The 26,894-nt window shown below is 63.3% G+C and carries 29 protein-coding genes; 13 read left to right on the forward strand and 16 right to left on the reverse strand.

Going from position 1 to position 26,894, the window contains the following annotated elements:
• Positions 1-2 precede the first annotated feature (2 nt).
• Complete coding sequence (pepN, locus tag A3M3_RS0116865) at positions 3-2,627, forward strand: aminopeptidase N (protein WP_028267309.1); 2,625 nt, start codon at positions 3-5, stop codon at positions 2,625-2,627.
• Here pepN and A3M3_RS0116870 read toward each other — a convergent pair.
• The 5 genes from A3M3_RS0116870 to A3M3_RS0116890 all read right to left on the reverse strand — a co-directional run bounded on the left by A3M3_RS0116870 (position 2,610) and on the right by A3M3_RS0116890 (position 6,624).
• Positions 2,610-3,707, reverse strand: coding sequence for a lipoyl protein ligase domain-containing protein (locus tag A3M3_RS0116870; protein ID WP_028267310.1), 1,098 nt, complete (start codon positions 3,705-3,707; stop codon positions 2,610-2,612). The genes pepN and A3M3_RS0116870 overlap by 18 nt on opposite strands.
• An 81-nt stretch (positions 3,708-3,788) precedes the next feature.
• Positions 3,789-4,046, reverse strand: a complete 258-nt coding sequence (locus tag A3M3_RS0116875; RefSeq protein ID WP_028267311.1) for a type B 50S ribosomal protein L31 — start codon at positions 4,044-4,046, stop codon at positions 3,789-3,791.
• A gap of 170 nt (positions 4,047-4,216) precedes the next feature.
• Complete coding sequence (locus tag A3M3_RS0116880) at positions 4,217-5,026, reverse strand: TrmH family RNA methyltransferase (protein WP_028267312.1); 810 nt, start codon at positions 5,024-5,026, stop codon at positions 4,217-4,219.
• Positions 5,027-5,033: 7 nt separating this feature from the next.
• Positions 5,034-5,819: a sulfite exporter TauE/SafE family protein gene (locus tag A3M3_RS0116885; protein WP_028267313.1), complete on the reverse strand. Its 786-nt coding sequence runs from the start codon at positions 5,817-5,819 to the stop codon at positions 5,034-5,036.
• A gap of 19 nt (positions 5,820-5,838) precedes the next feature.
• The gene (locus tag A3M3_RS0116890) at positions 5,839-6,624 is read right to left on the reverse strand and encodes an ABC transporter ATP-binding protein (protein WP_028267314.1); all 786 of its coding nucleotides are present in this window, start codon (positions 6,622-6,624) and stop codon (positions 5,839-5,841) included.
• A gap of 125 nt (positions 6,625-6,749) precedes the next feature.
• Here A3M3_RS0116890 and serB point away from each other — a divergent pair, with 125 nt between their 5' ends.
• Positions 6,750-7,643: a phosphoserine phosphatase SerB gene (gene serB / locus A3M3_RS0116895; protein WP_028267315.1), complete on the forward strand. Its 894-nt coding sequence runs from the start codon at positions 6,750-6,752 to the stop codon at positions 7,641-7,643.
• A gap of 106 nt (positions 7,644-7,749) precedes the next feature.
• Here serB and A3M3_RS0116900 read toward each other — a convergent pair whose 3' ends face one another.
• A complete protein-coding gene (locus A3M3_RS0116900) occupies positions 7,750-8,499 on the reverse strand; it encodes an SDR family oxidoreductase (RefSeq protein WP_028267316.1) in 750 nt (249 codons plus the stop codon).
• A 166-nt stretch (positions 8,500-8,665) separates the two neighbouring features.
• On the reverse strand, positions 8,666-9,391 hold the full coding sequence (locus A3M3_RS0116905; RefSeq protein WP_028267317.1) for a beta-ketoacyl-ACP reductase: 726 nt from the start codon (positions 9,389-9,391) through the stop codon (positions 8,666-8,668).
• Positions 9,392-9,544: 153 nt separating this feature from the next.
• On the opposite strand from A3M3_RS0116905, the gene A3M3_RS0116910 reads away from it, so the two are divergent.
• Genes A3M3_RS0116910 through A3M3_RS25680 form a run of 5 tightly spaced genes read left to right on the forward strand, consistent with a single transcriptional unit; the run spans position 9,545 to position 12,166 of the window.
• Entirely contained in the window at positions 9,545-10,063 is a 519-nt protein-coding gene (locus A3M3_RS0116910) for a DUF3099 domain-containing protein (protein WP_028267318.1), read from the forward strand.
• Positions 10,060-10,344, forward strand: a complete 285-nt coding sequence (locus A3M3_RS0116915) for a hypothetical protein (protein WP_028267319.1) — start codon at positions 10,060-10,062, stop codon at positions 10,342-10,344. Before A3M3_RS0116910 ends, A3M3_RS0116915 begins: the two co-directional genes overlap by 4 nt.
• A complete protein-coding gene (locus A3M3_RS0116920; protein ID WP_028267320.1) occupies positions 10,345-11,199 on the forward strand; it encodes an SURF1 family cytochrome oxidase biogenesis protein in 855 nt (284 codons plus the stop codon). It begins immediately after the preceding gene.
• Positions 11,183-11,668 carry a YbaK/EbsC family protein gene (locus A3M3_RS0116925; protein WP_028267321.1) on the forward strand — a complete coding sequence of 162 codons (486 nt, stop codon included), beginning with the start codon at positions 11,183-11,185 and terminating at the stop codon, positions 11,666-11,668. The genes A3M3_RS0116920 and A3M3_RS0116925 overlap by 17 nt, the downstream gene beginning before the upstream one ends.
• Positions 11,669-11,722: 54 nt before the next feature.
• Positions 11,723-12,166 (forward strand): SRPBCC domain-containing protein, encoded by a 444-nt coding sequence (locus tag A3M3_RS25680; protein WP_051423240.1) that lies wholly within the window; start codon positions 11,723-11,725, stop codon positions 12,164-12,166.
• Positions 12,167-12,181: 15 nt separating this feature from the next.
• Here the strand turns inward: A3M3_RS25680 and A3M3_RS0116935 are convergent, their stop codons facing one another.
• Positions 12,182-13,780: an ABC-F family ATP-binding cassette domain-containing protein gene (locus tag A3M3_RS0116935; RefSeq protein ID WP_028267322.1), complete on the reverse strand. Its 1,599-nt coding sequence runs from the start codon at positions 13,778-13,780 to the stop codon at positions 12,182-12,184.
• Between the two features lie 269 nt (positions 13,781-14,049).
• Here A3M3_RS0116935 and A3M3_RS0116940 point away from each other — a divergent pair, with 269 nt between their 5' ends.
• The 4 genes from A3M3_RS0116940 to A3M3_RS0116955 all read left to right on the forward strand — a co-directional run bounded on the left by A3M3_RS0116940 (position 14,050) and on the right by A3M3_RS0116955 (position 16,983).
• Positions 14,050-14,811 (forward strand): YIP1 family protein, encoded by a 762-nt coding sequence (locus A3M3_RS0116940; protein WP_028267323.1) that lies wholly within the window; start codon positions 14,050-14,052, stop codon positions 14,809-14,811.
• 153 nt (positions 14,812-14,964) lie between these two features.
• On the forward strand, positions 14,965-15,579 hold the full coding sequence (locus tag A3M3_RS0116945; protein ID WP_028267324.1) for a biotin transporter BioY: 615 nt from the start codon (positions 14,965-14,967) through the stop codon (positions 15,577-15,579).
• Between the two features lie 34 nt (positions 15,580-15,613).
• Positions 15,614-16,363, forward strand: coding sequence for an energy-coupling factor ABC transporter ATP-binding protein (locus A3M3_RS0116950; RefSeq protein WP_028267325.1), 750 nt, complete (start codon positions 15,614-15,616; stop codon positions 16,361-16,363).
• Positions 16,360-16,983 (forward strand): energy-coupling factor transporter transmembrane component T family protein, encoded by a 624-nt coding sequence (locus A3M3_RS0116955; RefSeq protein ID WP_028267326.1) that lies wholly within the window; start codon positions 16,360-16,362, stop codon positions 16,981-16,983. The genes A3M3_RS0116950 and A3M3_RS0116955 overlap by 4 nt, the downstream gene beginning before the upstream one ends.
• Here the strand turns inward: A3M3_RS0116955 and A3M3_RS0116960 are convergent.
• From A3M3_RS0116960 to A3M3_RS0116995, 8 genes are all read right to left on the reverse strand, one after another.
• Positions 16,980-18,173, reverse strand: coding sequence for a thiolase family protein (locus A3M3_RS0116960; protein WP_028267327.1), 1,194 nt, complete (start codon positions 18,171-18,173; stop codon positions 16,980-16,982). The two genes, A3M3_RS0116955 and A3M3_RS0116960, sit on opposite strands and share 4 nt — an antisense overlap.
• A 40-nt stretch (positions 18,174-18,213) precedes the next feature.
• Positions 18,214-19,641, reverse strand: a complete 1,428-nt coding sequence (locus tag A3M3_RS0116965; protein ID WP_028267328.1) for a class I adenylate-forming enzyme family protein — start codon at positions 19,639-19,641, stop codon at positions 18,214-18,216.
• A gap of 175 nt (positions 19,642-19,816) precedes the next feature.
• Positions 19,817-20,149, reverse strand: coding sequence for a metal-sulfur cluster assembly factor (locus tag A3M3_RS0116970; RefSeq protein WP_028267329.1), 333 nt, complete (start codon positions 20,147-20,149; stop codon positions 19,817-19,819).
• 14 nt (positions 20,150-20,163) lie between these two features.
• A complete protein-coding gene (sufC, locus tag A3M3_RS0116975) occupies positions 20,164-20,958 on the reverse strand; it encodes a Fe-S cluster assembly ATPase SufC (protein WP_028267330.1) in 795 nt (264 codons plus the stop codon).
• A gap of 38 nt (positions 20,959-20,996) precedes the next feature.
• A complete protein-coding gene (locus A3M3_RS0116980) occupies positions 20,997-21,353 on the reverse strand; it encodes a non-heme iron oxygenase ferredoxin subunit (RefSeq protein WP_028267331.1) in 357 nt (118 codons plus the stop codon).
• A gap of 25 nt (positions 21,354-21,378) precedes the next feature.
• The gene (sufD, locus tag A3M3_RS0116985; protein ID WP_028267332.1) at positions 21,379-22,692 is read right to left on the reverse strand and encodes a Fe-S cluster assembly protein SufD; all 1,314 of its coding nucleotides are present in this window, start codon (positions 22,690-22,692) and stop codon (positions 21,379-21,381) included.
• Positions 22,693-22,694: 2 nt separating this feature from the next.
• Positions 22,695-24,170, reverse strand: a complete 1,476-nt coding sequence (sufB, locus tag A3M3_RS0116990) for a Fe-S cluster assembly protein SufB (RefSeq protein ID WP_028267333.1) — start codon at positions 24,168-24,170, stop codon at positions 22,695-22,697.
• 11 nt (positions 24,171-24,181) lie between these two features.
• Positions 24,182-24,949 carry a helix-turn-helix transcriptional regulator gene (locus A3M3_RS0116995; protein WP_231497289.1) on the reverse strand — a complete coding sequence of 256 codons (768 nt, stop codon included), beginning with the start codon at positions 24,947-24,949 and terminating at the stop codon, positions 24,182-24,184.
• A 155-nt stretch (positions 24,950-25,104) separates the two neighbouring features.
• Between A3M3_RS0116995 and A3M3_RS0117000 the strand changes: the two genes are divergently transcribed.
• The gene (locus A3M3_RS0117000) at positions 25,105-26,070 is read left to right on the forward strand and encodes an ABC transporter ATP-binding protein (protein ID WP_028267335.1); all 966 of its coding nucleotides are present in this window, start codon (positions 25,105-25,107) and stop codon (positions 26,068-26,070) included.
• On the forward strand, positions 26,067-26,837 hold the full coding sequence (locus A3M3_RS0117005) for an ABC transporter permease (RefSeq protein ID WP_028267336.1): 771 nt from the start codon (positions 26,067-26,069) through the stop codon (positions 26,835-26,837). Before A3M3_RS0117000 ends, A3M3_RS0117005 begins: the two co-directional genes overlap by 4 nt.
• Positions 26,838-26,894 lie beyond the last annotated feature (57 nt).

The raw sequence follows: 26,894 nt of genomic DNA on the forward strand, positions 1-26,894 counted from the left end.
GAGTGTCGAATCACAATCTGGCGTGCGCTGAGGCCGCCACCCGTTCAGCCCTGATCAGCACCCACAGCTACGATGTCTCACTCGACGTCCGCGAAGCAGCGGACCCCGAGGTGGCCGGGTACACAAGCCGCAGCGTCATCAACTTCTCCGCCGAGCCCGGCGCGTCCACGTTCTTGGACTTCATCCACGGCGGAGTGCACAGCGTCTTCCTCAATGGGAAAGGACTTGACGTCGCTGCGGTGGTGGACGGCGACAGGATCCGCCTCGAAAACCTTCAGCCCGAAAATCAAGTCACCATCACCGGTACGGCCCTTTACAGCCGGTCCGGGGAAGGACTGCACCGCTTCGTCGATCCGGCCGACGGACAGTGCTACCTCTACACACAATATGAACCGGCGGATGCCCGCCGCGTCTTCGCGAATTTCGAGCAACCGGACCTGAAAGCCGAATTCACCTTCCATGTCATGGCGCCGTCCGGGTGGCAGGTGGCTTCGAACGGCGCCGAAGCCGCCCGAACGCAACTGACCAGCGATCCTGCCACGAGCCGCTGGGACTTCGCCACCACCAAGCGGATGTCCACCTACATCACCACCGTCCTGGCCGGCCCCTATTTCCGCGCCACGGATCACTGGAGCAAGACGCTCGACGACGGGACCAGCCTCGAGGTTCCGCTGGCGCTTTACTGCCGCGCGTCGATGCAGGAGTCCTTCGACGCGGCCGAACTTTTCCGCTTGACGAAGAAGGGCTTGGACTTCTTCAACGAGCTCTTCGACTATCCCTATCCCTGGGGCAAGTACGATCAGGCGTTCGTGCCCGAATACAACCTTGGTGCCATGGAAAATCCCGGACTGGTCACCTTCACCGAGAAGTACGTCTTCACGTCGCGGGCCACGGATGCGCAATACCAGGCCCGCGCCAATACCCTCATGCACGAGATGGCCCATATGTGGTTCGGTGACCTCGTGACGATGACCTGGTGGGATGATCTCTGGCTCAAGGAATCCTTCGCCGACTACATGGGCACCCTAGGCGTGGACAAGGCCACGGACTGGGACAGCGCCTGGGTGAATTTCGCGAACAAACGCAAGTCCTGGGCCTATGTGCAGGACCAGTTGCCCACGACGCACCCCATCGTTGCGGATATCCCCGACCTGGAAGCTGCCAAGCAGAACTTCGACGGCATTACCTATGCCAAGGGCGCATCCGTCCTCAAGCAATTGGTGGCCTACGTCGGGTTCGAGGCGTTCATTGCCGGCTCGCGACGGTACTTCAGGGATCATGAATACGGCAACACCTCGCTCGCCGACCTCCTCCAAGCCTTGGGCACCGCATCGGGCCGGGACCTTGGAACGTGGGCCCGGCAGTGGCTGCAGACCTCGGGGATCTCCACCATTGCGGCGGAGATCTCCGGGAGCGGCGATGCCATGGGGTCCGTTGCCCTGCGCCAGGATTCCGTAGACCCGGCCACAGGCAGGCAGGAACACCGCCCGCATAGGCTCAGGATCGGTCTCTACAATTTTGACGACGGCGGCAGCTTGCTCCGCACCGAGAGCGTCGAGATCGACGTTGAAGGGGCCGAGACCAGAGTGGACGCACTGGCAGGAAAGCCGCGCCCGGCCCTGCTCCTCGTCAACGACGACGACCTCAGCTACGCCAAGGTCCGGCTGGATGCGGCGTCCGAGGCAACGGTCCGTTCCTCCTTGGACCGCCTCAGCGATCCCATGGCCCGGGCGTTGTGTTGGACAGCCCTGTGGGATTCAGCGCGCGACGCCGTTACCCCGGCGGCGCTGTACGTCGCCGCCGTCGAACGCTTCGCCCCTGCCGAATCAGGGATCGGCGTGCTGCTGAACGTTTTGGGGAACGCAGTGACCGCCGTCGAGCGTTACATCCCGGCTCCGCAGCGTGGCGAGGTCCGGGAGAGACTGATGGCGAGCAGCGCGATGCAGCTGCGCACCTCCCGGCCGGGTTCAGACCAGCAACTTGCTTGGGCGAGGACCCTCGCCGAGTTGTCCCGTCATGATAGTGCCTACGTTGAGTTCCTCCGCGGTATCCTCTCGGGAAGCATCACAGTGGATGGACTGACGGTGGACGCGGATCTTCGGTGGAGCCTGTGGCAAGCGCTGGCAGCCAATGGGGCGGCGGGCCTCGCTGAACTGGATGCCGAACTTTCCCGGGACCACACCGCTGCCGGACGCGAAGGCCATGCGTTGGCCGCTGCCGCCCGTCCCGAGGCGGCAGTCAAAGCAGCCGCATGGGATGCCGCAATCAACAACACCACGCTCTCGAACGAGATCCTGAGCGCGACGATCGCCGGCTTCTCCCTTGCCCCGTCAGGCCTGTTGGACGGTTTTGCCGGGCTATATTTCGATTGTCTGGAAAGTGTCTGGCAGTCCCGGAGCATCGAGATCGCGAGCCGGATTGTGCGCGGACTGTTCCCCTCGGCCCAGGACCTGTCCGGGGGAATGGCTCCGGCGGACCATCCGGTGCTCCGGCTTACGGACGATTGGCTTGCCACTCACCCGGCCGCCCCGCGCGCGCTCCAGCGCATCATCATTGAACAGCGGAGCCATATGTTCCGCGCATTGACGGCACAAGCCACGGGACGAGTCCTAGGGAACCCGGTGTAGCCATTCCGCGGTACCGAATTTTGACTGCACCCGCTCCCGGGCTGTTGCCAATTCCGCATCGGTGATGCGGGACTCCATGGCGCCGTATCGCTCGGTGAAAACTTCCTGCATGGCTTTGATGATCTCCGTCCGCGCGAGGCCGGTTTGCCGTCGCAGTGGATCCACGCGCTTCTTAGCACTGCGGGTGCCTTTGTCGGACAGTTTCTCCTTACCGATGCGCAACACGTCCACCATCTTGTCGGCATCGATGTCGTAGCTCATGGTGACGTGGTGCAGCATCCCGCCATTCGCGAGTCGTTTCTGCGCGGCACCGCCGATCTTGCCCTGTTCGGTGGCGATGTCATTGAGGGGGACGTAGAACGCAGTGATGCCCAGCTGTTCCAGTGCCGCCATGACCCAAGCGTCCAGGAAGGCATAGGAATCGGCAAAGCTGATGCCGTCGACCAGGCTCTGTGGCACATACAGCGAATAGGTGATGCAGTTGCCCGCCTCCATGAACATCGCTCCCCCGCCGCTGATGCGGCGGACCACCGTGATGCTGTGGCGCGCGACGCCGTCGGGATCCACCTCGTTGCGGAAGGACTGGAAGCTGCCGATCACCACTGAGGGCTCCTCCCAGTCCCAGAAGCGCAAGGTGGGGTTGCGGAGCCCGGCCCCGACCTGAGCCGTGAGGACCTCGTCCAACGCGACGTTGAGGTGCGTGGGAAGGACCGACGGCGGGATGACCTCCCACTGGTGGTCCGCCCACCCGCTGGCCTTGGACAGCGCCCTGCGGACAGCAACGGCGACCGCGTCGGCGGAAAAGCCGAACAGGACTGTGTCGGCAGGCAATGCCTCGGTAACCGCAGCGGAGATCTCTGCAGGCGTCGAACTTTCCGGAAGGCCCGTGAGCGCCCGATTGATCTCCAGCAGGGCCTCGTCCGGCTCCAGGAAGAAGTCGCCGCTGAGCGAAACGTTCGCGAACCGCCCGTCCAAGACGTCGAGGTCAACAACCACAAGTTTTCCGCCGGGGACCTTGTATTCGCCATGGAGCAGGGGGCCGTCATTTTGGAATGGCATGGTGGAAGTCATGCTTTCCATCCTGCCGGAAAACGCAAAAGCCCGCAGCCGCCGAAGATACGACGGGCGCGGGCTTTCACAGAAGCTTGGAGGTGAAGTTGATTACTTCTTGCCGCCGAAGCCCTTGAAGCGAGCGTTGAAGCGCTCGACGCGGCCTGCAGAGTCCATGATGCGCTGCTTGCCCGTGTAGAACGGGTGGGACTCCGAGGAGATTTCGACGTCGATGACCGGGTAGGTGTTTCCGTCTTCCCACTCGATGGTCTTCTTGGAAGACACGGTGGACTTGGTCAGGAACTTGACGCCGGAAGCCAGGTCGTTGAAAACAACAGCTTCGTACTTCGGGTGGATATCAGACTTCATAATGGGACCTTTTGTTCACGCAGCTGGATTTTGCCAGTTGCCAGGTATGAATGGATTCGGTCCGCACACTGATAACAGATACCCAGTGCCGGGCCAACAATCAATCATAGCGGAAACTGCACCTTGCCACGAACCGGCGCGCGGGGCATAGTTCCACCCCATCGGCCGTATCAGGTGCGCGGGCGCAGTTCCCAGAAGGCCACCGCGGAAGCGGCCGCGACATTGAGCGAATCGACGCCGGCGCGCATGGGAATCTTCACTGCGAGGTCGACGACGGCGAGCGTCTCCGGGCTCATGCCCGCGCCTTCGGTGCCGAGCACGAGGGCGAGTTTGCCGGGGTTACTTGCCGCGAGGTCATCCAGGTCCACGGCGTCGTCGGTCAGCTCCATGGCGGCCACGGTGAAGCCCTGCTCTTTGAGCCGTTCGAGGTCACGCGGCCAGGACTCAAGCCGAGCCCATGGCACCTGGAAAACGGTGCCCATGCTCACCCGGACGCTGCGGCGGTACAGGGGATCCCCGCAGCGCGGCGAGACCAACACGGCGTCCACGCCAAGCGCAGCCGCGGATCGGAAGATGGCACCGACGTTCGTGTGGTCGACGACGTCCTCCAGGACAGCCACGCGGTGTGCCCCGGCGAGGAGCTCCTCGAGAGGCACCGGAGCGGGGCGATGCATGGCGGCCATGGCACCGCGGTGCAGGTGGAATCCCGTGATTTCCTCGAGCAGGGAAGCCGTGCCGATGTAGACCGGCACGTCAGGGAACTGCTGGAAGACGTCGTCGAGGTCTTCCAGCCACTTCTCCGCAAGGAAGAAGGAACGGGGCTTGTGCCCGGCCGCGAGGGCCCGTCGCAGGACTCGGGACGACTCGGCAATGTACATACCTTCCTCCGGCTCGCGAAGCTTGCGAAGGTGGACATCCGTGAGTCGGGTGTAGTCGGCAACCCGCGGGTCGTCGGCGGTTTCAAGGTAGTGGAAGGTCACCGGATTCCTATTTCAGCAGGTTGGTGATCATGAAGCCGAGGGCCACGATGCCGAGGGCGAAGATCACGATGCGTAGCGCGAGGGGCTTCAAGCGCCGCCCCACTTTGGAGCCGATGAGGCCACCGATCAATGAGCTCGCTGCGATGATTGCCACGACTGGCCACTCGATCCGGCCGAAGGCGAACAAGAGGTAGGAACACGCTGCCACGACGTTGACGGCCAACACCAGGATGTTCTTCATCGCGTTGGCGTTCTGGATGGTGCCCGTCATGAAAACACCCAGGATGCCGACCAGCAGGATGCCTTGGGCAGCGACGAAATAGCCGCCATAGACCCCGGCGAGGTACACCAATACCACGAGAATCACGGTGTGCCGCTTGTCGTGGATAGCGTGTTCCGGGTTGCCTGCCCGGTCCTGGACCCATCGTTGCAGTTTGGGCTGGAAGAGGACCATGAGCAGCGCGACGACAATCAGGATGGGAGCCGCGTAGTAGAAGACCTTCTCCGGCAGGTGCAGCAGCAGCCACGCACCCGTAATGCCGCCGAGAAGGGACGCGGGCAAGAGCCGAAGCAATTGGCGGCCCCTGCCCCGGAGCTCATGCCTGTAGCCCCAGGCTCCGGTGACGTTGCCCGCCACGAGGCCCATGGCGTTGCTGATGGTCGCAGTGACGGGTGCGTAGCCCAAAGCGATGAGGACCGGGAACGTCACCAGCGTGCCCGAGCCGACCACGCTATTGATGGTTCCGGCCCACAAGCCCGCGAAAAAGATCAGGATGCCGCTAAGGATCTCCACAGTTTCTTGGTGCCCGGGCCTAGCGGCGGGCGGTGGCCGTGTAGCGGCCGGAGTTCTCGCTCACGTCCAGGGGCAGCCCGAAGGTGTCGCTGAGGTTTTCCGCCGTCAAGACCTCTTCGATGGGTCCCGCGGCAACCACTCCGCCGTCGCGCAGCAACATGGCGTGGGTGAAGCCCGGCGGCACTTCTTCCAAGTGGTGGGTGACGAGAACCATGGCAGGCGCGTCCTCGTCGCGGGCGAGTTCACCAAGCTTATGGACGAGCTCCTCGCGTCCGCCCAGGTCCAGGCCCGCGGCTGGCTCGTCGAGCAGGAGCAATTCGGGATCGGTCATGAGGGCGCGGGCGATTTGTACGCGCTTGCGCTCGCCCTCGGAAAGCGATGCGAAGGAACGGTTCAGCAACGGCCCCATGCCCCACTCGTTGAGAAGGCCGAAGGCTCGTCGCTCATCGTCGCGCTCGTATCCCTCGCGCCAGCGGCCGGTCACACCATAGGCGGCGGTGACCACCACGTTCAGCACGTTTTCGTGTTCGGGAATCTGCGTGGCCAAGGCCGCGGAGGAGAGGCCGATGCGCGGGCGGAGCTCAAACACATCGACCCGGCCGAGCGTCTCGTCAAGGATTCCGGCTTTTCCGCTGGTGGGATGCATCCGGGCGGCAGCGATCTGGAGCAGAGTGGTCTTGCCGGCACCGTTGGGGCCGAGGATGACCCAGCGTTCGCCTTCGTTGACTTGCCAGTCGATCTTGTCCAGCAGGATCTTGCTACCTCGGACAACGCTGACGGAAGCCAATTCAAGAACATCACTCATAGGAGTAGACACTAGGACAAAAAGGCGGGCGATAGATAACCGAAACTTCGCTCACACGGTTTGTGCGGCGCCTTGAATGAAACAGGAATTCGGGCGGCGCTTCTACGCTGGCTAAGATTGCAGCCATGAGTTCGAACTTGACCGCGGTCAGCTATGGTGTGAATTTGTCCCCTTCGGAGCTTGACCACTTGCGCAAGGTGCTGGCCGGTTCGGGGGCTTCCTTGACGTCTGAGTCGCGTTCCGGGGACGAGCGTTTCGGGGTCTGCATCCTTGGCTTGACCGTTGACGGGAGCACTGCTGCCGATTTGTCCGGCATTCGCCGCCTGGTCGCCGACGCCGCAGCTCCCGGCATGGACACTGCGATCGTCGCCGACGCCCTGCGCGATGCAACACGTAAGTTCCTGATAATGGATGTCGATTCCACCCTGATCCAGCAGGAAGTCATCGAACTGCTTGCCGCGCACGCCGGCAAACGCGAGGAAGTAACGGCCGTCACGGAGGCAGCAATGCGTGGCGAGTTGGATTTCGCGCAGAGCCTTCACGCCCGCGTCGCGGTGCTCGCAGGACTACCGGCCGCCGTCGTCGACGCTGTGCGGGCCGAGGTGCGCCTCAGCGAAGGCGCGGCGGAACTCGTTGCCGCGTTCAAGGCTGCCGGCCATGCGGTGGCGGTGGTGTCCGGGGGTTTCAACCAGATCCTGCAGCCCATCGCGGAAAAACTCGGGCTGGATTACTGGATCGCCAATGAACTCGAGATCGTCGACGGCGTGCTGACAGGCAAGGTGCTTGGCGACGTGATCGATCGCGCCGCCAAGGAGAAGTACCTGCGCGAGTGGGCAGCTGCCGAAGGGATCGACCTGGAGCACACGATTGCCGTGGGCGACGGCGCCAATGACCTTGACATGCTCGGCGCAGCGGGCATCGGCGTCGCCTTCAACGCCAAGCCGGCCGTGAGAGCGGTGGCTGATGCCGCCATTAATATGCCGTACCTGGACGCGGTCCGCCATATCGCGGGCGTCTAACTGGAATTCAAGCACCACAGAAGCAACACAAGAGCGGCCCGGGACTGGGCGATTCAGCCAGTCCCGGGCCGCTTCCTCGTGCCCTGATTTATGCACTAAAAAATGATCAGGCGCTTTTGCCGAAGTAGTCGGCGCCCCCAACGTATTCAGTGTGGCCGCTTTCGACGTCGGCAGTAACCATCTTGGCGACCTCGGCGGCGAATTCCTCGACGGAGTACAGCTTGCCGGCCTCGGCGCGGCGGGCCTCGATCGCGCCCGGGTTGGAACGGTCCAGCAACGTTGCCGTCACGGTGCCCTCAATCATGTCCCCCGAAACAACTACCAGGGAGATGCCCTTCTCGGCGAGGTTCGGGAGCAGTCCACGCAATGCGTCTTCGCCCGCGCGCTTGCTGCGGGCAACCGGCTCGTATTCGGGCATCGTGGGAACGGTTTCCACGAAGTGCGCTTGGTGGCTCGTGACGAAGACCACGCGGGAACCTTCGGGCATCAGCGGAACTGCGGCATTGAGCATGTTGATCTGGGCATCCCGGTTCAATTTGAGGGCGTAGTCCTCCTCCATGCCGGATTCCATGCCGCCCGAAGCGTTGAGTACCAGGACGTTGAGCGAACCGAACTCCTCCATGGCGGCGCTGACCAGCGACTGGACACCCTCCTGGGTGGTCAGGTCCGCGCCCACGGCGACGGCCCGGCCGCCGGCCGCCTGGATCTCGCCTACCACCTTGTTGGCCCGCGGGGCCTTTTGACGGTAGTTGACGACGACGGCGGCACCCTCTCCAGCCAGGATCTTGGCTACTTCAGCGCCAATCCCGCGTGAAGAACCGGTGACGATCGCCGTCTTGTTGTCCAACAGTCCCATTCGTGCTCCTTGATTCAAAGCGTTCAATTTGTTCAAAACGTCCAAGTTCTATTAGTCCCGAGTCAATCATGCCAGCGGGATTGCTGATGACTCCTGTGGGATCCCCACAAAGATCCCCGGGGCAGGTTTAGTCGTCCAAGCCCTGACTTGGCCGGCGAAGCGGGCCCTAGTGGCCCATGCCCAGGCCGCCGTCCACGGGGATCACGGCCCCGGAGATGTACGCGGCTTCGTCACTGGCAATCCAACGGACCACGTTGGCGACCTCGGACGCTTCGGCGAAGCGTCCCGCCGGAACACTTGCCAAATAGGACTTTTGGGTCTCTTCCGGAAGTTCGGCAGTCATGTCCGTGTTGATGAAGCCCGGGGCCACGACGTTCGCTGTGATGCCTCGGCTGCCGAGTTCGCGGGTCAGGGAACGGGCGATGCCCACCATGCCCGCCTTCGACGCCGAGTAATTGATCTGTCCCGGGGCACCGTAGAGACCCGACACGGAGGAGATGAGCACAACCCGCCCCTTGCGCATGCGGATCATGCCCTTCGAGGCCCGCTTGATGACCCGGAAGGCACCCGTGAGGTTGGTGTCGATGACAGAAGTGAAGTCGTCCTCGCTCATCCGCAAAAGGAGTGTGTCCTTGGTGATCCCCGCGTTGGCAACCAAGACTTCAACGGGACCGTGGGCAGCCTCGACCTCCTTGAAGGCCGCGTCAAGGGAAGCCTCGTCCGTCACATCGGCCTTGACGCCAAGAATGCCCGCGGGAAGTGCGGTTTCACTGCGGTACGTCACGGCAACTTTGTCTCCATTGGCAAGGAAGGACTCTGCGATGGCCAGGCCGATCCCGCGGTTTCCGCCCGTGATGAGGACACTTCGGGGCGTTGATACTGCTTCAGACATTTGGTCTCCGGAGTTCCGCGGCAGCGTAGCGCCGCTTGAAGGTGGCTAATTTCCTGCATCGATCTTAGCCGTCGGAAGCCTCAGGCCCCTGGCGGCGGTTTCCCGCGCGGTTTGGGCACCCCGGTTCCATGGTGAGAGAATTGGGAGAAGCCGTTGGAGCGTGATGAATCAGCCGTGACAAAAGATAACAGTCCCCTGCAGCAGGCGCCCGGAGACCCGGACGCCGTCTCAGGTGATCCTGTGGTACACAGCATTACCGATGCGGCTGCCGCCCATTCGGACGACATGCGTGAACGGATGATCAAGTACGCCGTGGCCATGGGTATCCGCTTGGTATGCCTCATCCTCATCTTCGTGGTTGATGGCTGGTTCAAGATCATCGCCGTCGCCGGGGCCGTGTTCCTCCCCTGGATTGCCGTGGTGATTGCCAATGGCAGCGACAAAGCCGAAGTCCACAGCGATGCCCTGCTGGACTACGTTCCGGCCGTCGAACTGGAAGCGTCCCCTTCCGTGGAAGCGGAAGGTCCCACGGCCTCCGCCACGGTCTTGGAGGGCGAACTCATTGAGGACGACGCGCCCCGCCAGGACGGTTCGGGCACGGAAGCTGACGATATCCAGGGGAGCGATGCGGTGAATTATCCGCACAGCGGGGAAGAACAGGCGGCTTCATGAATATCTTCACAACGGGCGGCGCCGGCCTGGAGAACCAATACGATGCCGGTCATCGCCCGTCGATCCCGGCGGTGTGCTCCCGCAAGGCCTGCCGCGCCGAAGCAACGTGGCAACTCTTGTGGAACAACCCCCGCATCCATACCCCCGATCGCCGCAAGGTGTGGCTGTCCTGCCAGGAGCACCGGGAATGGCTGGAGGACTACCTCCAGACCCGCGGCCTGTGGAAAGAGACAATACCTTTCGATCCCGGCACCACCACCGACCCAGGCGAGGTCCGCTGAATGTACCGCTTTCTCTTTTCCAGCAAATGGCTGGGCTACTTCGTTCTGGCCGTGATCTTCGCTGCGGGCTGCGTTTTCCTCGGCCGCTGGCAAATGGATCGCAGGGCGGAGACGTTGGCGGAGATCAACCGGGTTGTGACGAACTATTCGGCCACTCCGATTCCCTTTTCTGCCGCCAAAGCAGAGTTCCAGTCCCTGAATCCCGAGCGGGAATGGACACAGGTGGAATTGCATGGACGCTATGACATTTCCGGCCAACGCGTCGTCCGCAACCGTCCCCTCAACGGCCAGCCTGGCTACGAAGTAGTGGTGCCGTTCCGATTGTCGAGCGGCGAAGCCGTCGTGGTGGACCGTGGCTGGTTGCCTATCGGGAACAATACTCCCGGCCACCCGGACAACATCCCGGCCCCGCCGGCCGGCGAGGTCACCGTCGTCGCGCGCTTGAAAGCCTCCGAACCGGACCTGGGTCGCGGCGCCGTGGATGGCCAGCTGGCCTCGATCGATCTCCCTTCCTTCGCCACGGAACTCGGATACCCCATACTGACCGGCGCCTACGGGCAACTCGCCACTGAGTCCCCCGCCGTCCAGTCGATGCCCGCACCGTTCCCCAAGCCGGCCACGGATGAGGGCACGCACTTGTCCTATTCCCTGCAGTGGTTTGCGTTCGGCGTGCTGATGTTCGTCGGTTTCGCTTATGCGGCCAGGCAACAGGCCCGCAATGCGCAGATTGATGCCGAGGATGAGGACGAAGAAATCAGTGCGTTGCCCCGCCGCACCGCACCTGCGCCTCGGAAGTCAAAGCGGCCAACAGCCGAAGAAGAGGAAGACGCGATCCTGGATGCCCAAGGCTACTAAGATGGTCCCCACCCCGGTCCTGAAGGTTAAATTGGCCCTGACGGCGGCCGGCGCCCAAGACACGGTACGCACCTTCGACGACGAAGTCCCCACGGCAGTCGCGGCAGCTTCCTTGTTGGGATGCGACGTCGCAGCGATCGCCAACAGCCTGGTCTTCGAGCTCAACGGCGCTCCGCTGCTGATTCTCGCAAGCGGAGCGGCGAAGGTGGACACCTCTCTGGTGGCGGCTACCTTGGGGACAGCCAGGATCCGCCGGGCAAGCCCCGATTTCGTCTTGGAACACACCGGCCAGGCAGTCGGCGGAGTGGCTCCTGTCGGCCACCCGCGACCCATCCGGACCATTCTCGACGTGACCTTGCAAGCCCACCCGATCCTTTGGGCTGGAGCTGGGGACCATACCTCCATGTTCTCCATCAGTTACAGCGAACTCCAACGGATTACGGCCGCGCAGCCACTGCGGGTCCGTTAGGCCTCATAGGCCCGGGCCATTGATCCGGTGCAGCGTGCCGCTAGGCTGGTGCCCATGGCTGAATACACCTACGTCACGTACATCGAAGGAACCGCGGACCAGATTTGGACGGCCCTGACGGACGCAGCCCAAAGCGCCGAGTACTGGGGCCACGCCAATGTCTCGGACTGGAAGGCAGGCTCACGCTGGGAACACCAGCGCACGGATGGCTCCGGGACCGCGGACGTAGTAGGAACCATCTTGGAGGCGACGCAGCCCCTGCGCCTTGTGAACACCTGGGAGGACCCAACGGTCCCGGAGGTCGTGAAGCCCGATGTTGTCACCTTCACCATCGAGTCACACGACAGCATTGCCAGGCTAACGGTCCATCACAGGAACATCGCCGACGAAGAACAATTGGCGATTGCAAGCCGCGGCTGGTCGGCAGTCCTGTCGAACCTGAAAAGCTACATCGAACTGGGCCGTCCCCTCGCGTCGGTTCCGTGGGAAATGCCCTGAGCCGGAAGGAACCGCCTAGGCGAGGGTAATGAGGTCCAGGTAGTCCTCGTTCCAGTGGTCCTCGACGCCATCGGGAAGCAAGACCACCCGTTCGGGGTTCAGCGCTTCCACGGCGCCCTCATCGTGGCTGACGAGTACGACGGCGCCGGAATAGTTACGCAGCGCGCCCAGGATCTCGGCGCGGCTGGCCGGGTCGAGGTTGTTGGTAGGCTCGTCCAGGAGCAGCACGTTGGCACTTGAGGCCACGATCGTGGCGAGCGCCAGGCGCGTCTTCTCACCACCTGACAGCACACCTGCCGGCTTGTCGACGTCATCGCCCGAGAACAGGAAAGAGCCGAGGATCCCACGGACCTCCGCGTCCTTCATGTCCGGAGCGGATGAACGCATGTTCTCCAGGACGGTACGGTCATGATCCAGGGTTTCGTGTTCCTGGGCGTAGTAGCCCACTTTGAGGCCGTGGCCGGGAAGGATTTCGCCCGTGTCCGGTTTGTCCACTCCTGCGAGCATGCGCAAGAGAGTGGTCTTGCCCGCGCCGTTGAGGCCTAGGATGACGACCTTGGAACCGCGATCGATCGCCAGGTCAACATCGGTGAAGATTTCCAGTGAGCCGTATGACTTGCTCAAGCCTTCCGCAGTGAGCGGAGTCTTGCCGCAGGGAGCAGGATCCGGGAAACGCAGGGCTGCCACGCGGTCATGCTCGCGGACCGCTTCCAGGCCGCCAAGCAGCCGCTCGGCACGCTTCGCCATGTTCTGGGCCGCTACGGCCTTGGTGGCCTTGGCGCGCATCTTGTTCGCTTGGTCCATGAGGACCTGCGCCTTCTTCTCGGCGTTGGCACGCTCACGCTTGCGGGCGCGCTCGTCGGTTTCACGCTGCTGCAGGTAGCGCTTCCAGCCCATGTTGTAGAAGTCGATCTGCGCCCGGTTGGCATCCAGGTGATAGACCTTGTTGACCGTGGCTTCAAGGAGTTCCACGTCGTGGCTGATCACGATCAGACCGCCTTGGTGGCCCTTGAGGAAGTCGCGGAGCCAGGTGATGGAGTCCGCGTCGAGGTGGTTGGTGGGTTCGTCCAGGAGCAGTGTTTCAGCATCCGAATAGAGGATCCGGGCCAGCTCAACGCGACGGCGCTGGCCGCCCGAAAGTGTCTTGAGGGGCTGGTTCAGGAGTCGCTCCGGAAGGGACAGATTGGAGGAAATAGCCGCGGCTTCGGCCTCGGCCGCATAACCGCCCCCGGCGAGGAACTCGCTTTCCAAGCGGTCATAGCGGTTCATGGCCTTGCGCTGCACTGTGGCATCTTCACTGGACATGTCCGCTTGTGCCTGCTTCAGTTTGCCGACCACCACGTCCAGACCGCGGGCGGAGAGGATACGGTCGCGTGCCAGCTGCTCCATGTCCGGGGTCCGGGGATCCTGCGGCAAATAGCCAATCTCGCCGCTGCGGGCAACCTTGCCCGCAGCGGGCAAGCCCTCACCGGCCAGGACACGGGTGAGGGTCGTCTTACCCGCACCGTTCCGCCCGACCAGGCCGATCTTGTCCCCCTTGTCCACGCGGAAGCTGACCTGGTCCATGAGCAGGCGGGCGCCTGCGCGCAGTTCGAGTTCCTGGACGGTAATCAATTCGGGGGATGCCTTTCAATGGGGAACACCCGCAGCACGGAGTTCATCGGTGCAGCTGAGGCGAGGGAGGCCGAGCGATCGGCCTTGACAATTCTACCGCCCGCCGCGTCCCGCGCTTGCCAGGACTAAGACGCCAGTACACGATTCCAGAATAGTAAGCACCCTTGCTACTAGTTCCGGCGCGTGGTTAGGTGGAATCGGGACCGCCGGAGCCCTCATGTTGCAGCTCAGGCATGAGTCCGGTTTGACGATCGCTAGGGAGAGTCTCGATGAGCAGCACAACAGGATCCGAAGGCAGGCACCTCCGGGACGACCGCGGCCAAGCTGGAATCCCGGACGCCGTCGAATCGCGGGACGAGCAGGTTGGTGAAGTGCGGCGAAATGAGCCCGGCTACGTGGACGACACGAGCAACTATGGCGTGGCTCCCGCCGCATACGACCCCCGTGCCGCCACCCGCGAGACGGTCATTGCACGGGAAAAGGAACAGTTCGGCGGAATCAAGATCGGCTCCGCCTTCTTCGGCTGGCTGACCGCCACTGGAATGGCAGTGCTTCTCATTGCCATCCTCACGGCGGCCGGCGTGGCGGTCGGACTCGCAAACAACACGAACGTCAACGATGCAGTGAACCAGGCGGGTTCGCAGACGGTTGGCATCGCAGGCGTGATCGCCCTCTTGGTGATCCTGTTCCTTTCCTACTACTCCGGCGGCTACGTGGCCGGTCGCATGGCTCGATTCAACGGCGTCAGGCAAGGCTTCATGGTCTGGCTCTGGGCAATTATCGCGGCCGTCCTGGTGGCCCTGCTTGGCCTGATAGCCGGACAGCGGTTCAATATCCTCGCTAACCTCAACAGCTTCCCGAGGATTCCAGTCAATGAGGGACAGTTGAGCACCACCGGCATCATCGCGGCCGTCGTCGTGGCCGCAGTGACCCTGGTCGCGGCCGTACTAGGCGGCCTGGCGGGCATGCATTACCACCGCAAGGTTGACCGCGCAGGTTTCACCCCAGCGGAGGAGTCCGGGGAGGACTGATCGGGATGCCGCCCGCAACGGGACGGCCTTTGTACCTTGACGCCAAGGCCTCCCTCCGACACTCGTGGATACCCTACAAAATAGGGTCCTCGGCTGCTCTGTAATCTCGATTCCAGGGGATTTACTCCGCCCCGGCATCAGACAGGACACACCATGAGCAGCATCAAAACCGCAGCTACGGGACGCACCAGCGCCCGCAGCCGCTGGACCTCTACGGACATCGGCCTCATCGCCGTCTTCGCGGCCTTGGTGGCCGCTTCAACCATGGTCCCGGGGATCCCCGTAGGAGCCCTCGGCGTCCCGATCACCCTGCAGACCCTCGCCGTCATGCTCACCGGACTCGTGCTCGGCGGCGGCCGGGCGTTTGCCGCCGTCGGGCTCTACACCCTGCTCGGTTTCGCCGGACTGCCGATCTTTAGCGGGGGCCGCAGCGGGCTCGGCATCCTGGCAACCCCATCAGCCGGCTACATCATCGCCTTCCCGCTTGCTGCCGCAGCTGCCGGGTGGTTGGCTGCCCTCGTGATCCGCAAGACGGTGAAGTACCGCGCCGCGTTCCTGTTTGCGGCGGCCATGATCAGCACCATCGTGCTCATCCATGGCCTCGGAGTGCTTGGCTTCATGGTCAATGGAAAGTTCGACTTCGCCAAGGCATTCCTGGCCGACCTGCCCTACTACCCGGGCGACACCATCAAGAATGTCCTGGCAGCAATCATCGCTGTCTCCCTGCACCGGGCCTTCCCGGACATCCTGGTCCGCCGCGTCAAATAGGCGCCGCACCACAAAGAGCGGGAACAATCCATACATGAACACCATCATTCTGAGTGACGTCTCCGTACGGGTTGTCGTCGATGGCAGCCACACTCCCAAGACCTTGTTGCAGGACGTCTCGCTGAAACTGAGCGAGCGGCGCATCGCCGTCATTGGGGCCAACGGCTCCGGAAAATCCACCTTGTTGCGCCTGCTCAACGGCTTGGTCGCTCCCAGCGAGGGTGCCGTCACAGTCAACGGCGCGGACAGCATCGGAGACGTCCGCCAGGTCCGTAGCCAGGTCGGATTCGTCTTCACCGATCCCCTATCCCAGCTGGTCATGCCTACCGGCCGTGAAGATGTTGAATTGTCCCTGCGGCGTTCCATCAGGAACTCCAAGGAGCGTTCGGCCCGCGCCGAAGCAGTCCTCGAACGGTTCGGCCTCCTGAAACTAGCCGATCAAAGCATTTACGAACTCTCCGGCGGAGAACGGCAGCTGCTCGCCCTCGCCGCGGTCCTCGCGGTGAATCCCGCAGTGTTGGTCCTCGATGAGCCTTCAACGCTGTTGGACCTTCGCAACCGGGAACTGCTCCGGCGCACGCTTGCCGGCCTGGAACAACAGATCATCATGTCCACCCACGACCTCGAGCTTGCCCGCGAAGCGGATCGCGCGTTGGTGGTGGACGAGGGACGGATAGTGTTCGACGGCGGAGCAGCCGACGCCGTCGAACACTACCGTGCACTCTGCGCCGAGGCAGTGGAGCCCGGCGAACCTGCCCTTCGGGGACGAGTGCAGGCGACGTGAGGAGCCGCGGGGTCCTCATCCCCCACTATGTGCGCGGCGACTCGATCGTGCACCGCACGCCCTTATGGCTCAAGTTCCTCTTGGTTGCAGGCTGCGGCCTCGCCTCGTTCTTGATAGTCGATTGGCTCGTCTCGGCAGCGGTCCTGGCCGTGATGTGCGCGCTCTTCCTCCTGAGCGGCGCAGGCTTCAGACGGCTCGCGCATTCCGTGTGGCTGGTGACGCCCATCCTTCTGGTCATCGGCGCGTTCCAGTGGTGGCAGCTGGGCGGCCCGGTCGCCGCCCGGATCGTGCTCAACGTGCTCGTCTGTGTCGTCGCTGCATCGGTGCTGACGGTCACGACTCCGGTGCAGGCGCTGCTCGACGGGGTGGTAGCCCTGTCCAAACCGCTCAAGCGCTTCGGCGCGGATCCCGAGCGTTTCGCACTGACCATAGCCATTATGTTGCGGAGCCTTCCGTTCATCGCGGCAGCATTCTCCGATGTCCGTGACTCCGCCCGTGCCCGCGGTTTGGAACGGAATCCCCGCGCTTTGGTCTTGCCGGTCTTCATCACCACGGTTGCCTATGCGCGACAGACCGGCGACGCCTTGGCCGCGCGCGGCCTGGGAGACGCCGAAGACTAGTCGCCCCGCAGCTGGACGTACCGGAACATCGCGGCCGTGCCCATCCCACCCGCGATGCTGATCATCGCCAGGGCCAAGCTCTCCCGGCCTCGCTGCCGGCCGGCAATAGTGCGGGCTTGCGCCAGGATCCGCGTCACCAACACGGCCCCGGACGCACCATAACCGTGCCCCAAAGCCAAGGCCCCGCCGTCGAGGTTCGCCCGTTCGGGGTCGACCCCGAGCACGTCAAGGCAGGCGAGGGTCTGCGAAGCGAATGCTTCGTTGAATTCCACGAGGTCCAGTTCCTCCGGCTCCAGATCAAGCCCCGCGAGCAGCCGCTTGGCCGCCACCGAGGCTCCGATGCCCAACAGTTCCGGGTCCACCCCTGCCGTGTCAGTGCCCAACACGAGCAGGCCGTCGGCGGCACCCAGTGCCTGCGCCCGCTCCAACGAGGTGATCACGACGGCGGAGGCCGCGTCCGCGTCGAAGCATGAGTTTGCCGCCGTCACCGTTCCGCCCGGCACGAATACAGCGGGAAAGCGTGACATGAGCCCGGCCTTGAGCGATGCGCGGGGTCCGTCATCGGCCTCCACCACGGCACCACCGGCATCCACGGGAACAATTTCCGGGCCGAAGGCCCCGGCGACTTTGGCGGCGACGGCTCGCTGGTGGCTCCGCAAGGCGAAGTCATCCTGCCGCTCGCGGGTGATGCCGAACTCCCGCGCCACATTTTCGGCCGCAACGCCCATGTCCGGGTCGCCAAACTCCGGCGGCACAAAGGTGGCGCGCGTGAAAAAGTCCGGCGCGCCGTCGGGGTCCGGGGTTCTCCGCGCACGCAAGGGCGCCGTACTGATGCTTTCCACTCCCCCGGCCAAGTAGATTCCGTTGCCGCCCGCTGCCACCAGCCGGGAGGCCAAGGCAATGGCGTCGAGACCGGAACCGCACTGCCGGTCCACGGTCAGCCCGGGAACCTCCACCGGCAGTCCCGCTTGCAATGCGGCGTACCGGGCCAGGTTGCCGCCACCACCCACGGCATTGCCGATCACGACGTCGCAGACCTCCGCGTCGGCAACACCCGTGGCAGTCAGGAGGGAGCGGAGGACGGGAGCGAGGAGTTCCTCTGCCCGCAGCGACTTCAGTTGGCCGTGGGATCGGCAAATGGGTGTCCGCAGGGCAGCAATAATGACGGGCTGGCGCGAAGGATCCGGCACCGTCCCCTGTCTGCCGCTGGACAACGGGCTAGACAAGCCGCTAAGCAAGGGGCCTCAGCCGCGGATCGTTGTTCTTGATCCAGTCCAGAAGAATCTGGCGGCTGACCTTTCCGCGGTCCGTCACCGGCAATTCAGAAAGCGCGAAATACTGCTGGGGCCGCTTGTCCCGCGCGAGCAAGCCGTCCAGGCCTGTCTTCACTTGGGTTGCCGTCACCGAACCGTAGGCGGGGAGGATCCCTGCCACCACTTTCTCCCCGCGTACCTCGTCTGGCATTCCAGCCGCGACCGCCGCCGAGACTCCGGGAACCGAGGCCAGGGCAAGCTCCACCTCGTGGGGATAAACGTTCTTCCCCGACGTGATGATCATGTCCGATCGCCGGCCAAGGATATGCAGGACCCCGGCGTCCACGTAGCCTTGGTCTCCCACCGTGTACCAGCCGTTGAAGCAGCGCAGGGCCTGGCCGTCATCTCCCCACAAATAGCCGTTGCTGACCATGCCCGAGCGCACGGAGATGTTGCCGTGAGCCCCCTCAGCTTGCTCCGCGCCGTCGTCGTCCATGATCTTGAGTTCGACGCCGGGGAACGGCGCGCCGATCCCCGTACCGCCGGCGTCGAGCGGCTCCCCGGCAGCAAGGCGCGTCCCCGAAACGAAACTGAGTTCGGAGGCACCGTAATACTCGAAGATCGCCGCGTTGGGGGCCCAACGCCTGGCAGCCTCCAACGTGCGCGCATCCAGTTTCGAGCCAGCGCAGATGATGCTGCGCAGCCCCGATGCGTCGACGCCACCAGCCAAGCCGCGTTCGCTCAAGAGGCGCAGCACAGTAGGCGCCAGGACCAAGCGCGTGACGCCGTCGTGGCCGATGGCTGCATGGGCGTCGCCGACGTCGAAGGTCTCCAACGTGTGAAAAGCCGCCCCGGCATACAGGCATTCCGAGAGGGCATACAAGTTCAAGCTTGCGGCGAGGGGCCCGGGGGCCAACGTTCTATCCTCCGGTGCCAGCCCGAAGAATTCGATGGAGGCATCAAACGAAAGTTGCCACGAACGCCGCGAACGGGTGAAAGCTTTGGGAACGGACGTGGTTCCGGACGTCAGGCCTATCAGGAACGCCGAGTCGGGACGGCCGTCAAGCAGTTCACCGCCGCCGGCAAACGCCTGGGCAGCAGCCAACCCCGCGCTATTGCCTCGCTGCGCTTCACCGATCCGCTGGGCAACCTCGTCGAGCATGGGCTGCGGCCACAACGGGTCGAGTACGGCGCAGCACCGTTCGCCGGCTACGGCGGCCGCGTAGTCCACCACGAAGTCCAGGGAATTGGGCTCGGCGAGAATCGTCGTCGCTGCCGTCTCCACGAGGCGCACTGTTGCCGCGTCCCGCAGCTCCGCCCAGCTGAGGCGTTTGCCGCCCACGACGACGGCAGTGTCGTCGGGGCGCTCGTCGGCCCAGAGTTGAAGTTTGTCCAGAAAGGGCATCATCGAATTTTAGCCGCTGACGAATCCCCGGGCCCTTTCTGTGACGCTCGGGGTCATGACGATGAGTTTCAGAGGGGCGGAACTGGCGTAACGACGACGGCCGGTCCCCTTCCAAGAGGAAGGTGACCGGCCGTCGTCGTACTCCCAGCGGGAGGCCGGGGACCTAGATGTTGAACTAGATGTTGAAGCCGAGCGCCCGCATCTGGTCCTTGCCGTCATCGGTGATCCGCTCGGGACCCCATGGCGGCATCCACACCCAGTTGAGGCGCCAGTCGTCCACGATTCCGTCGAGCGACTGGCCGACCTGCTCTTCAAGCACATCCGTCAGCGGACATGCCGCAGTTGTCAGCGTCATGTCGATGAGCAGTGCGCCGTCGTCCTCCGAGTACTTCAGACCGTAGAGCAGCCCAAGGTCCACCACGTTGACACCGAGTTCCGGGTCAATGACATCCTTGAGCGCCTCCTCGACGTCCTCGAGGCTGGTGCGAGCCGCTTTGATTTCGGTCATGGCGGGAGTCCTAACTAGGCCTGTGCTGCTGCGGCAGCAGCAATGGTGGCTGCGCCGGCGCCTGTGGCGTAACGGTCGTAGCCTTCTTCTTCAAGACGGTCGGCCAATTCGGGGCCGCCCTCTTCAACAACCTGCCCGTCAACAAACACGTGAACGAAGTCCGGCTTGATGTAGCGCAGGATGCGTGTGTAGTGGGTAATGAGCAGCGTGCCCATGTTTCCCGTCGCGTGGGCGCGGTTGACGCCCTCGGAAACCACCTTGAGCGCGTCGACGTCCAGGCCGGAGTCGGTCTCGTCCAACACGGCGAACTTCGGCTTGAAAAGTTCCAGCTGGAGGATCTCCACACGCTTCTTCTCCCCACCGGAGAAGCCTTCGTTGACGTTGCGCTGTGCGAAGTCGGCGTCAATGCGCAGTTGCTGCATGGCCGCCTTGACGTCTTTGGTCCAGGTGCGCAGGGCCGGTGCTACGCCATCGATTGCGGTCTTGGCGGTGCGCAGGAAGTTGGTCATGGTGACACCCGGAACCTCTACCGGATACTGCATGGCGAGGAAGACGCCTGCACGGGCGCGCTGGTCGACGCTCATGGCCAGAACGTCTTCGCCGTCGAGCGTGATGGTGCCGCTCGTGACGTTGTAGCGCGGGTGGCCGGCAATGGTGGACGCCAAAGTGGACTTGCCCGAACCGTTGGGGCCCATGATCGCGTGGGTCTCGCCGGTCTTGATGGTCAGGCTGACGCCCTTCAGGATCTCTTTGGTGCCCTGCTCCGTCTCGATGCTGACGTGCAGGTCCTTGATCTCAAGAGTAGACATGCTCTTCTTTCTTTCGTAAGTCTTTAGGCACTTGGCGCTCAGTAGTTCTGTACCGAGGCGCCGTTCACAACGTTGGTCACGTCCACGTAGACGTCGTCGCCATCAAGGGTGACGGCGAAGACGGGGACGGGGTCGTAGGCAGGGAGCTGCAAGGGCTGTCCGGTGCGGAGGTCGAACTGGGAACCGTGGCCCCAGCATTCGATCGCGCAACCTTCGATTTCACCCTCGGCGAGCGAAATATCCGCATGCGAGCAGGTGTCGCCGATGGCGTGGATCTCTCCCATCGAGTCCTTGACGATGGCTATGGGGTAGTCATCGATCAGGATGCGCAGCGCCTGCTTGACCTGGATCTCGTTGGCGTTGCATACCAGTTCGCCTTGTGGCTGATCGCTCATAGTCTGTTTCCCTGCTTGGCTTGTATTAGTTGTCGCTCGCGGCGAGCTCACGCTCAACAGCTTCGGTCAGGCGCTCTTCGAGTGCCGGTACCTTGATCTGCTGGATGATCTCGTTGAGGAAGCCACGGACCACCAAACGGCGGGCAACGTCTTCCGGGATGCCACGTGCCATGAGGTAGAACAAGTGTTCGTCATCGAAGCGGCCGGTGGCGCTGGCGTGGCCGGCACCCTCGATCAAGCCGGTTTCAATCTCCAAGTTCGGCACGGAGTCGGCGCGTGCGCCGTCCGTGAGGACCAGGTTGCGGTTGGCCTCGTAAGTATCGGTGCCTTCAGCCTCCTTGCGGATCAGGACGTCGCCGACCCACACTGTGTGTGCATTGCGGCCCTGCAGGGCGCCCTTGTAGAGCACGCGGGACTTGCAGTTGGCCACCGCGTGGTCAACAAAAAGCCGCTGCTCGAGGTGCTGGCCCGCGTCGGCGAAGTACAAGCCGAACATCTCGACGTCGGCGCCCGTCGCCGTGAAGCGGGTCGAGGGCGTCACGCGGACAACGTCGCCGCCGAGGCTGACAACAACGTGCTTGAACTTCGCGTCGCGGCCGATCTTGGCCTGCTGCGAGGAGGCATGCACGGCGTCGTCGTTCCATTCCTGGACCGAGATGACGGTGAGTTCCGCGCCGTCCTCCACGAGGATTTCAACGTTCTCGGACACGACGGCGCTGCCCTGGTGGTCAAGGACGACTACACCTTTGGAGAAGCGCTCTGCCACGATCACGATGTGCTGCGCGGAGGCTTCAGTGGAGGTGCCGGTGAGCAGGACGGACACTTCGCCGTCGAGCCGCAGTTCGGCAGGCACCGTGATGACGGTGGCCTCGCTGAAGTTCTCCCAGGCGTTCGCGGACACACGGTCCTCCGGGATGGCCGCCAGGCCGATGCGCTTGTCGTCCCGTCCCACGGTTTCGACGACGACGCCTTCAGGGGCGGTTACGGCGACGGACGGCGCCGAACCGCTGAGAACCTCGCTGTGAAGTCCACGAAGGCGCTTAAGCGGAGTGAAGCGCCAGTCCTCTTCCAGCCCGGTGAGGGGCTTGAAGTCAGCCACCTTGTAAGAGGTCAGGCGACCTGCGCGCGAGCTGTCGGGAATGCCGACACCGCCCCCGTGGGAGTGGCTCTTGGCCGAGGCTCCGGCAAGAGGACCGGCCGACGTCTTTTCCGAGGTGGAAGAGGTGTTGGTCCCGGTATTGACCGGCGAAAGGTTCTCGCCCTCTTCGGTGAAGCCGTCGATAAAGGGCTGTGCCGATGGCGCGCCGATGCGAGCCTTCTCAGTAGTAATTTCAGTCATTGCTAACCGACGGATCCTTCCATCTGCAGTTCAATCAGGCGGTTGAGTTCAAGGGCGTATTCCATAGGCAACTCACGGGCAATCGGCTCAATGAAGCCGCGCACGATCATGGCCATGGCCTCGTCCTCGGGCATACCGCGGGACATCAGATAGAAGAGTTGCTCCTCACTGACTCGGGAAACGGTGGCCTCGTGACCCATCACCACGTCATCCTCGCGGATGTCGATGTAGGGATAGGTATCGGAACGGGAAATGGTGTCCACCAACAAGGCGTCGCAACGCACGGTATTGGCCGAGTGCTTGGCGCCTTCGCGGACCTGGACCAGGCCTCGGTAAGCTGCACGTCCGCCGCCTCGGGCCACGGACTTGGAGATGATGGAGCTCTTGGTGTTCGGTGCGATGTGGACCATCTTCGAACCGGTGTCCTGGTGCTGGCCCTCGCCGGCGAAGGCGATGGAAAGGGTCTCACCCTTGGCGTGCTCGCCGACCAAGTAGACAGCCGGGTACTTCATGGTCACCTTGGAGCCGATGTTGCCATCGATCCATTCCATGGTGGCGCCCTCTTCGCAAATGGCGCGCTTGGTGACCAGGTTGTACACGTTGGTGGACCAGTTCTGGATGGTCGTGTAACGGACGCGGGCGCCCTTTTTCACGATGATTTCCACCACGGCCGAATGCAGCGAGTCCGAAGTGTAGATCGGGGCGGTGCAGCCTTCAATGTAGTGGACGTAGGAGTCCTCGTCCGCAATGATCAGGGTGCGCTCGAACTGCCCCATGTTTTCCGTGTTGATGCGGAAGTAGGCCTGCAGCGGGATGTCCACATGGACGCCCTTGGGGACGTACACGAAGGAACCGCCGGACCACACAGCCGTGTTCAGCGAAGCGAACTTGTTGTCGCCCACCGGAATGATGGTCCCGAAGTACTCCTGGAAGATCTCCGGATGCTCGCGAAGCGCCGTGTCGGTGTCCAGGAAGATAACGCCCTGCTTTTCCAGGTCTTCACGGATCTGGTGGTACACCACCTCGGACTCGTATTGCGCGGCCACACCGGAAACAAGGCGGCTGCGCTCCGCTTCCGGGATGCCCAGCTTCTCGTACGTGTTGCGGATGTCCTCAGGCAGGTCTTCCCATGTGGCAGCCTGCTTCTCCGTGGAGCGCACGAAGTACTTGATGTTGTCGAAGTCGATGCCGGAGAGGTCTGCACCCCAGGTGGGCATGGGCTTGCGGTCGAAGTACTTCAAACCCTTCAAGCGCAGGTCCAGCATCCATTCCGGCTCGTTCTTCTTGCCGGAAATGTCACGCACGACCTCTTCGCTGAGACCCCGGCGCGCGTTGGCGCCGACGTCGTTCTTGTCGGACCATCCGTACTCGTAGGTGCCAATACCGTGCAGCTCGGGATTCTTCTGCAGAATCTCCGAGATCACAGCACCGTCAGCTAGCGCTTTCTCTGCTGTTCCTTCAGCTAATTGACCCGTCATCACGGCCTTTCTTACTGATTGTTGGATTCGACATGGGGCGTGGCCCGCAGCGTGGGAAACCCGAGGGCCTCCTTGGCAGCTGGCCTGCCGGTAGGAATGTGGGTGGTGCAGACATGTCCGCCCTGCGCGAGGGTGGAGAGCCTGCGGACATCGACGCCGACCAAACGGGAAAAAAGTTCGGTCTCAGTGTCGCAAAACACGGGAAATTCCGCTGCAAGTTGCTGGATGGGGCAATGGCCTTGGCACAGCTGGACGCTGGAAAGCGCGGCAGGCAAAGGCGACTTGGTCTCAATCGACGCAGCGGAGGCGACGTAGCCGTCCCTGCTCAGTGCCTTGGACAGTGCCACAGCGCGGGCCGCGATGTCGGAACCCGCTGCATCAACTTCTGGTGCGTAGCGCTGCTCCATCTCGGCAAAGCGCTCTACCGCATAGTCCCTGACAGCTTCTTCGCCTGCAAGGTCCCGCAGCCGCCGCAGCGCCGAACTGGCAATGTTCAGGTAGTCGTCTCCGAGCTTCGACTGGCCCTGGGAGCTGAGGACATAGCGACGGGCCGGCCTGCCTGCGCCGGCGCCGGCCTTCGCGACACGCTTGACCTCAATAATTCCGGCTCGCTGAAGGTGATCCAGGTGCCGGCGAACCGCCGCGGGAGTGAAGCCCAACAGGTCGCCGAGTTCAGCCGCGCTGACGGGGCCGTGCTCCAACACCGCGTTGAGAACACGGTCTCTCGTGCGGTCTTCCGCATCAGCCACTCCCGCGGCTGTGCCGCCGGGTACGGGCATGACTGCGCCATGCCGCGTTGCGGGCACGGAAACAGAACTCATCATGGAATACACAACACAATCATGTCGTAATTTAGTCCATGCATCCAGTAAGGCAAGGCTGGCCTGCAGCGCAGTGCCCACCGCATCCCTACTACTTCACGTAGAATACTCTGGTGCGATCCCCCGAATCCCCTGTCCTCAGAATCGACGGACTCATCAAGGACGTCGGCCCGCTGGCTTCCCTTGACGGCAAAATGCTCCGGGTGGTCAGCGGACTGTCAATGTTTGCAGAACGCGGCCAGATCACTGCCTTGCTTGGTGCCAATGGGGCGGGCAAAACAACGACGCTCGAATGCGCGCAAGGCCTTCAAAAGCGCACCGGCGGTCGTATTGAACTCCTCGGCGACGACCCCGATACGGCCGGAGCAAACCTCCGCTCACGCGTCGGCGTGATGCTTCAGGACGGGGGCCTCCCGCCGTCGGCCCGGCCCATCCCCTTGCTTCGGCACATTGCCGGCATGTACCAGAACCCCCTTCCTTTGGAAGAGCTCGTTGAACGCCTGGGCATCGATACGTTCAGCCGGACGGGGATCCGCCGCTTGTCCGGCGGGCAGAAACAACGGCTCTCGCTTGCAGCCGCCCTCATCGGCAATCCCGAAGTCCTCTTCCTGGACGAACCCAGTGCGGGGCTCGATCCCCAGTCCCGCCAAATCGTCTTCGAACTGATCGCCGAACTGCGGGATGCGGGCATGGGCATCATTCTCACCACGCACCTCATGGACGACGCCCAGCGACTCGCGGACTACGTGTACATCATCGACGCGGGCCGCAACGTCGCCCAAGGCACCGTTGCCGAGCTGCTGAGCCACGGACACGAAGACATGGCCGGGATCACGGAACGCACCCTGCTGTTTGACGCTCCCGCGGGTCTCGACATCGCGGCAGCGATCGGCAACGAACTGACCATCACGGAGAGCCGGGCAGGCAGCTACGCGGTGGTCGGCACCCTGACACCGGAGCATTTGGCGAAGCTCACTGCCTGGTGGGCGGAGAAGGGCATCATGCCTGCGTCCCTTCGCCTGGAAGCACGCAGCTTGGAAGACGTCTTCCTGGACATCTCCGGAAGGGACATCCGATGACACCCACGACAGTCACAACACCCCACGCCGGACCGGCTCCCCTGCTACGTAGGATCCTGCTCCAAGGCCGCTACGAAACAATGACCATGATCCGGAACGGCGAACAGCTGATCCTCGCCGTCATCATGCCTTTGCTGGCCTTGGTCGGGCTCACAGTCACCCCGCTCCTGGATGGATTGGGAGACAGCCGCGTGAACATAGCGGTACCCGGAATCCTGGCCTTGTGTGCGATGTCAACGGCATTCACCGGCCAAGGCATCGCCACTGGCTTCGACCGCCGCTACGGCGTCCTCCGTTTCCTCTCCACTACACCTTTGGGCCGGACCGGCCTCATCGCAGGCAAGATCATCGCTGTCCTGGCTGTCTTGGTCCTCCAAGTACTGGTCATCGGAGCCGTTGCCGCATTGCTGGGCTGGCAGCCACGGCCGGAAGGCTGGCTTCCGGGTCTGGGCCTGTTGGTCCTCGGAGCCGCCGCCTTCACAGCCCTGGGCCTCTTGGTTGCCGGAACGGTACGCCCGGAGGCGACCCTCGCCATCACCAACTTGCTCTGGATTCTGCTGGGTGCCCTAGGTGGAATCGTGGTTCCCGCCGAGCGTTTGCCCGCGCTTGCCCAGAGCATCGTACATTTCCTGCCGTCGGGCGCCTTGGGCCAGTCCCTCCGGGACGCATTTCTCCATGGCAGCCTCTCGTGGCCCTACGTCCTGGTGCTGCTGTTGTGGACGGTCATCCCCGGTGCAGCGGCCGTCCGCTGGTTCAAGTGGAATTGAGCGTCTGCTCTGGAAACGAACCGTCAACTGGAACTGAGAATTCAGAATTGAGAACAC

The sequence above is a fragment of the Arthrobacter sp. MA-N2 genome (assembly GCF_000517125.1).
In the GTDB taxonomy this organism is placed as follows: Bacteria; Actinomycetota; Actinomycetes; order Actinomycetales; family Micrococcaceae; genus Arthrobacter; species Arthrobacter methylotrophus.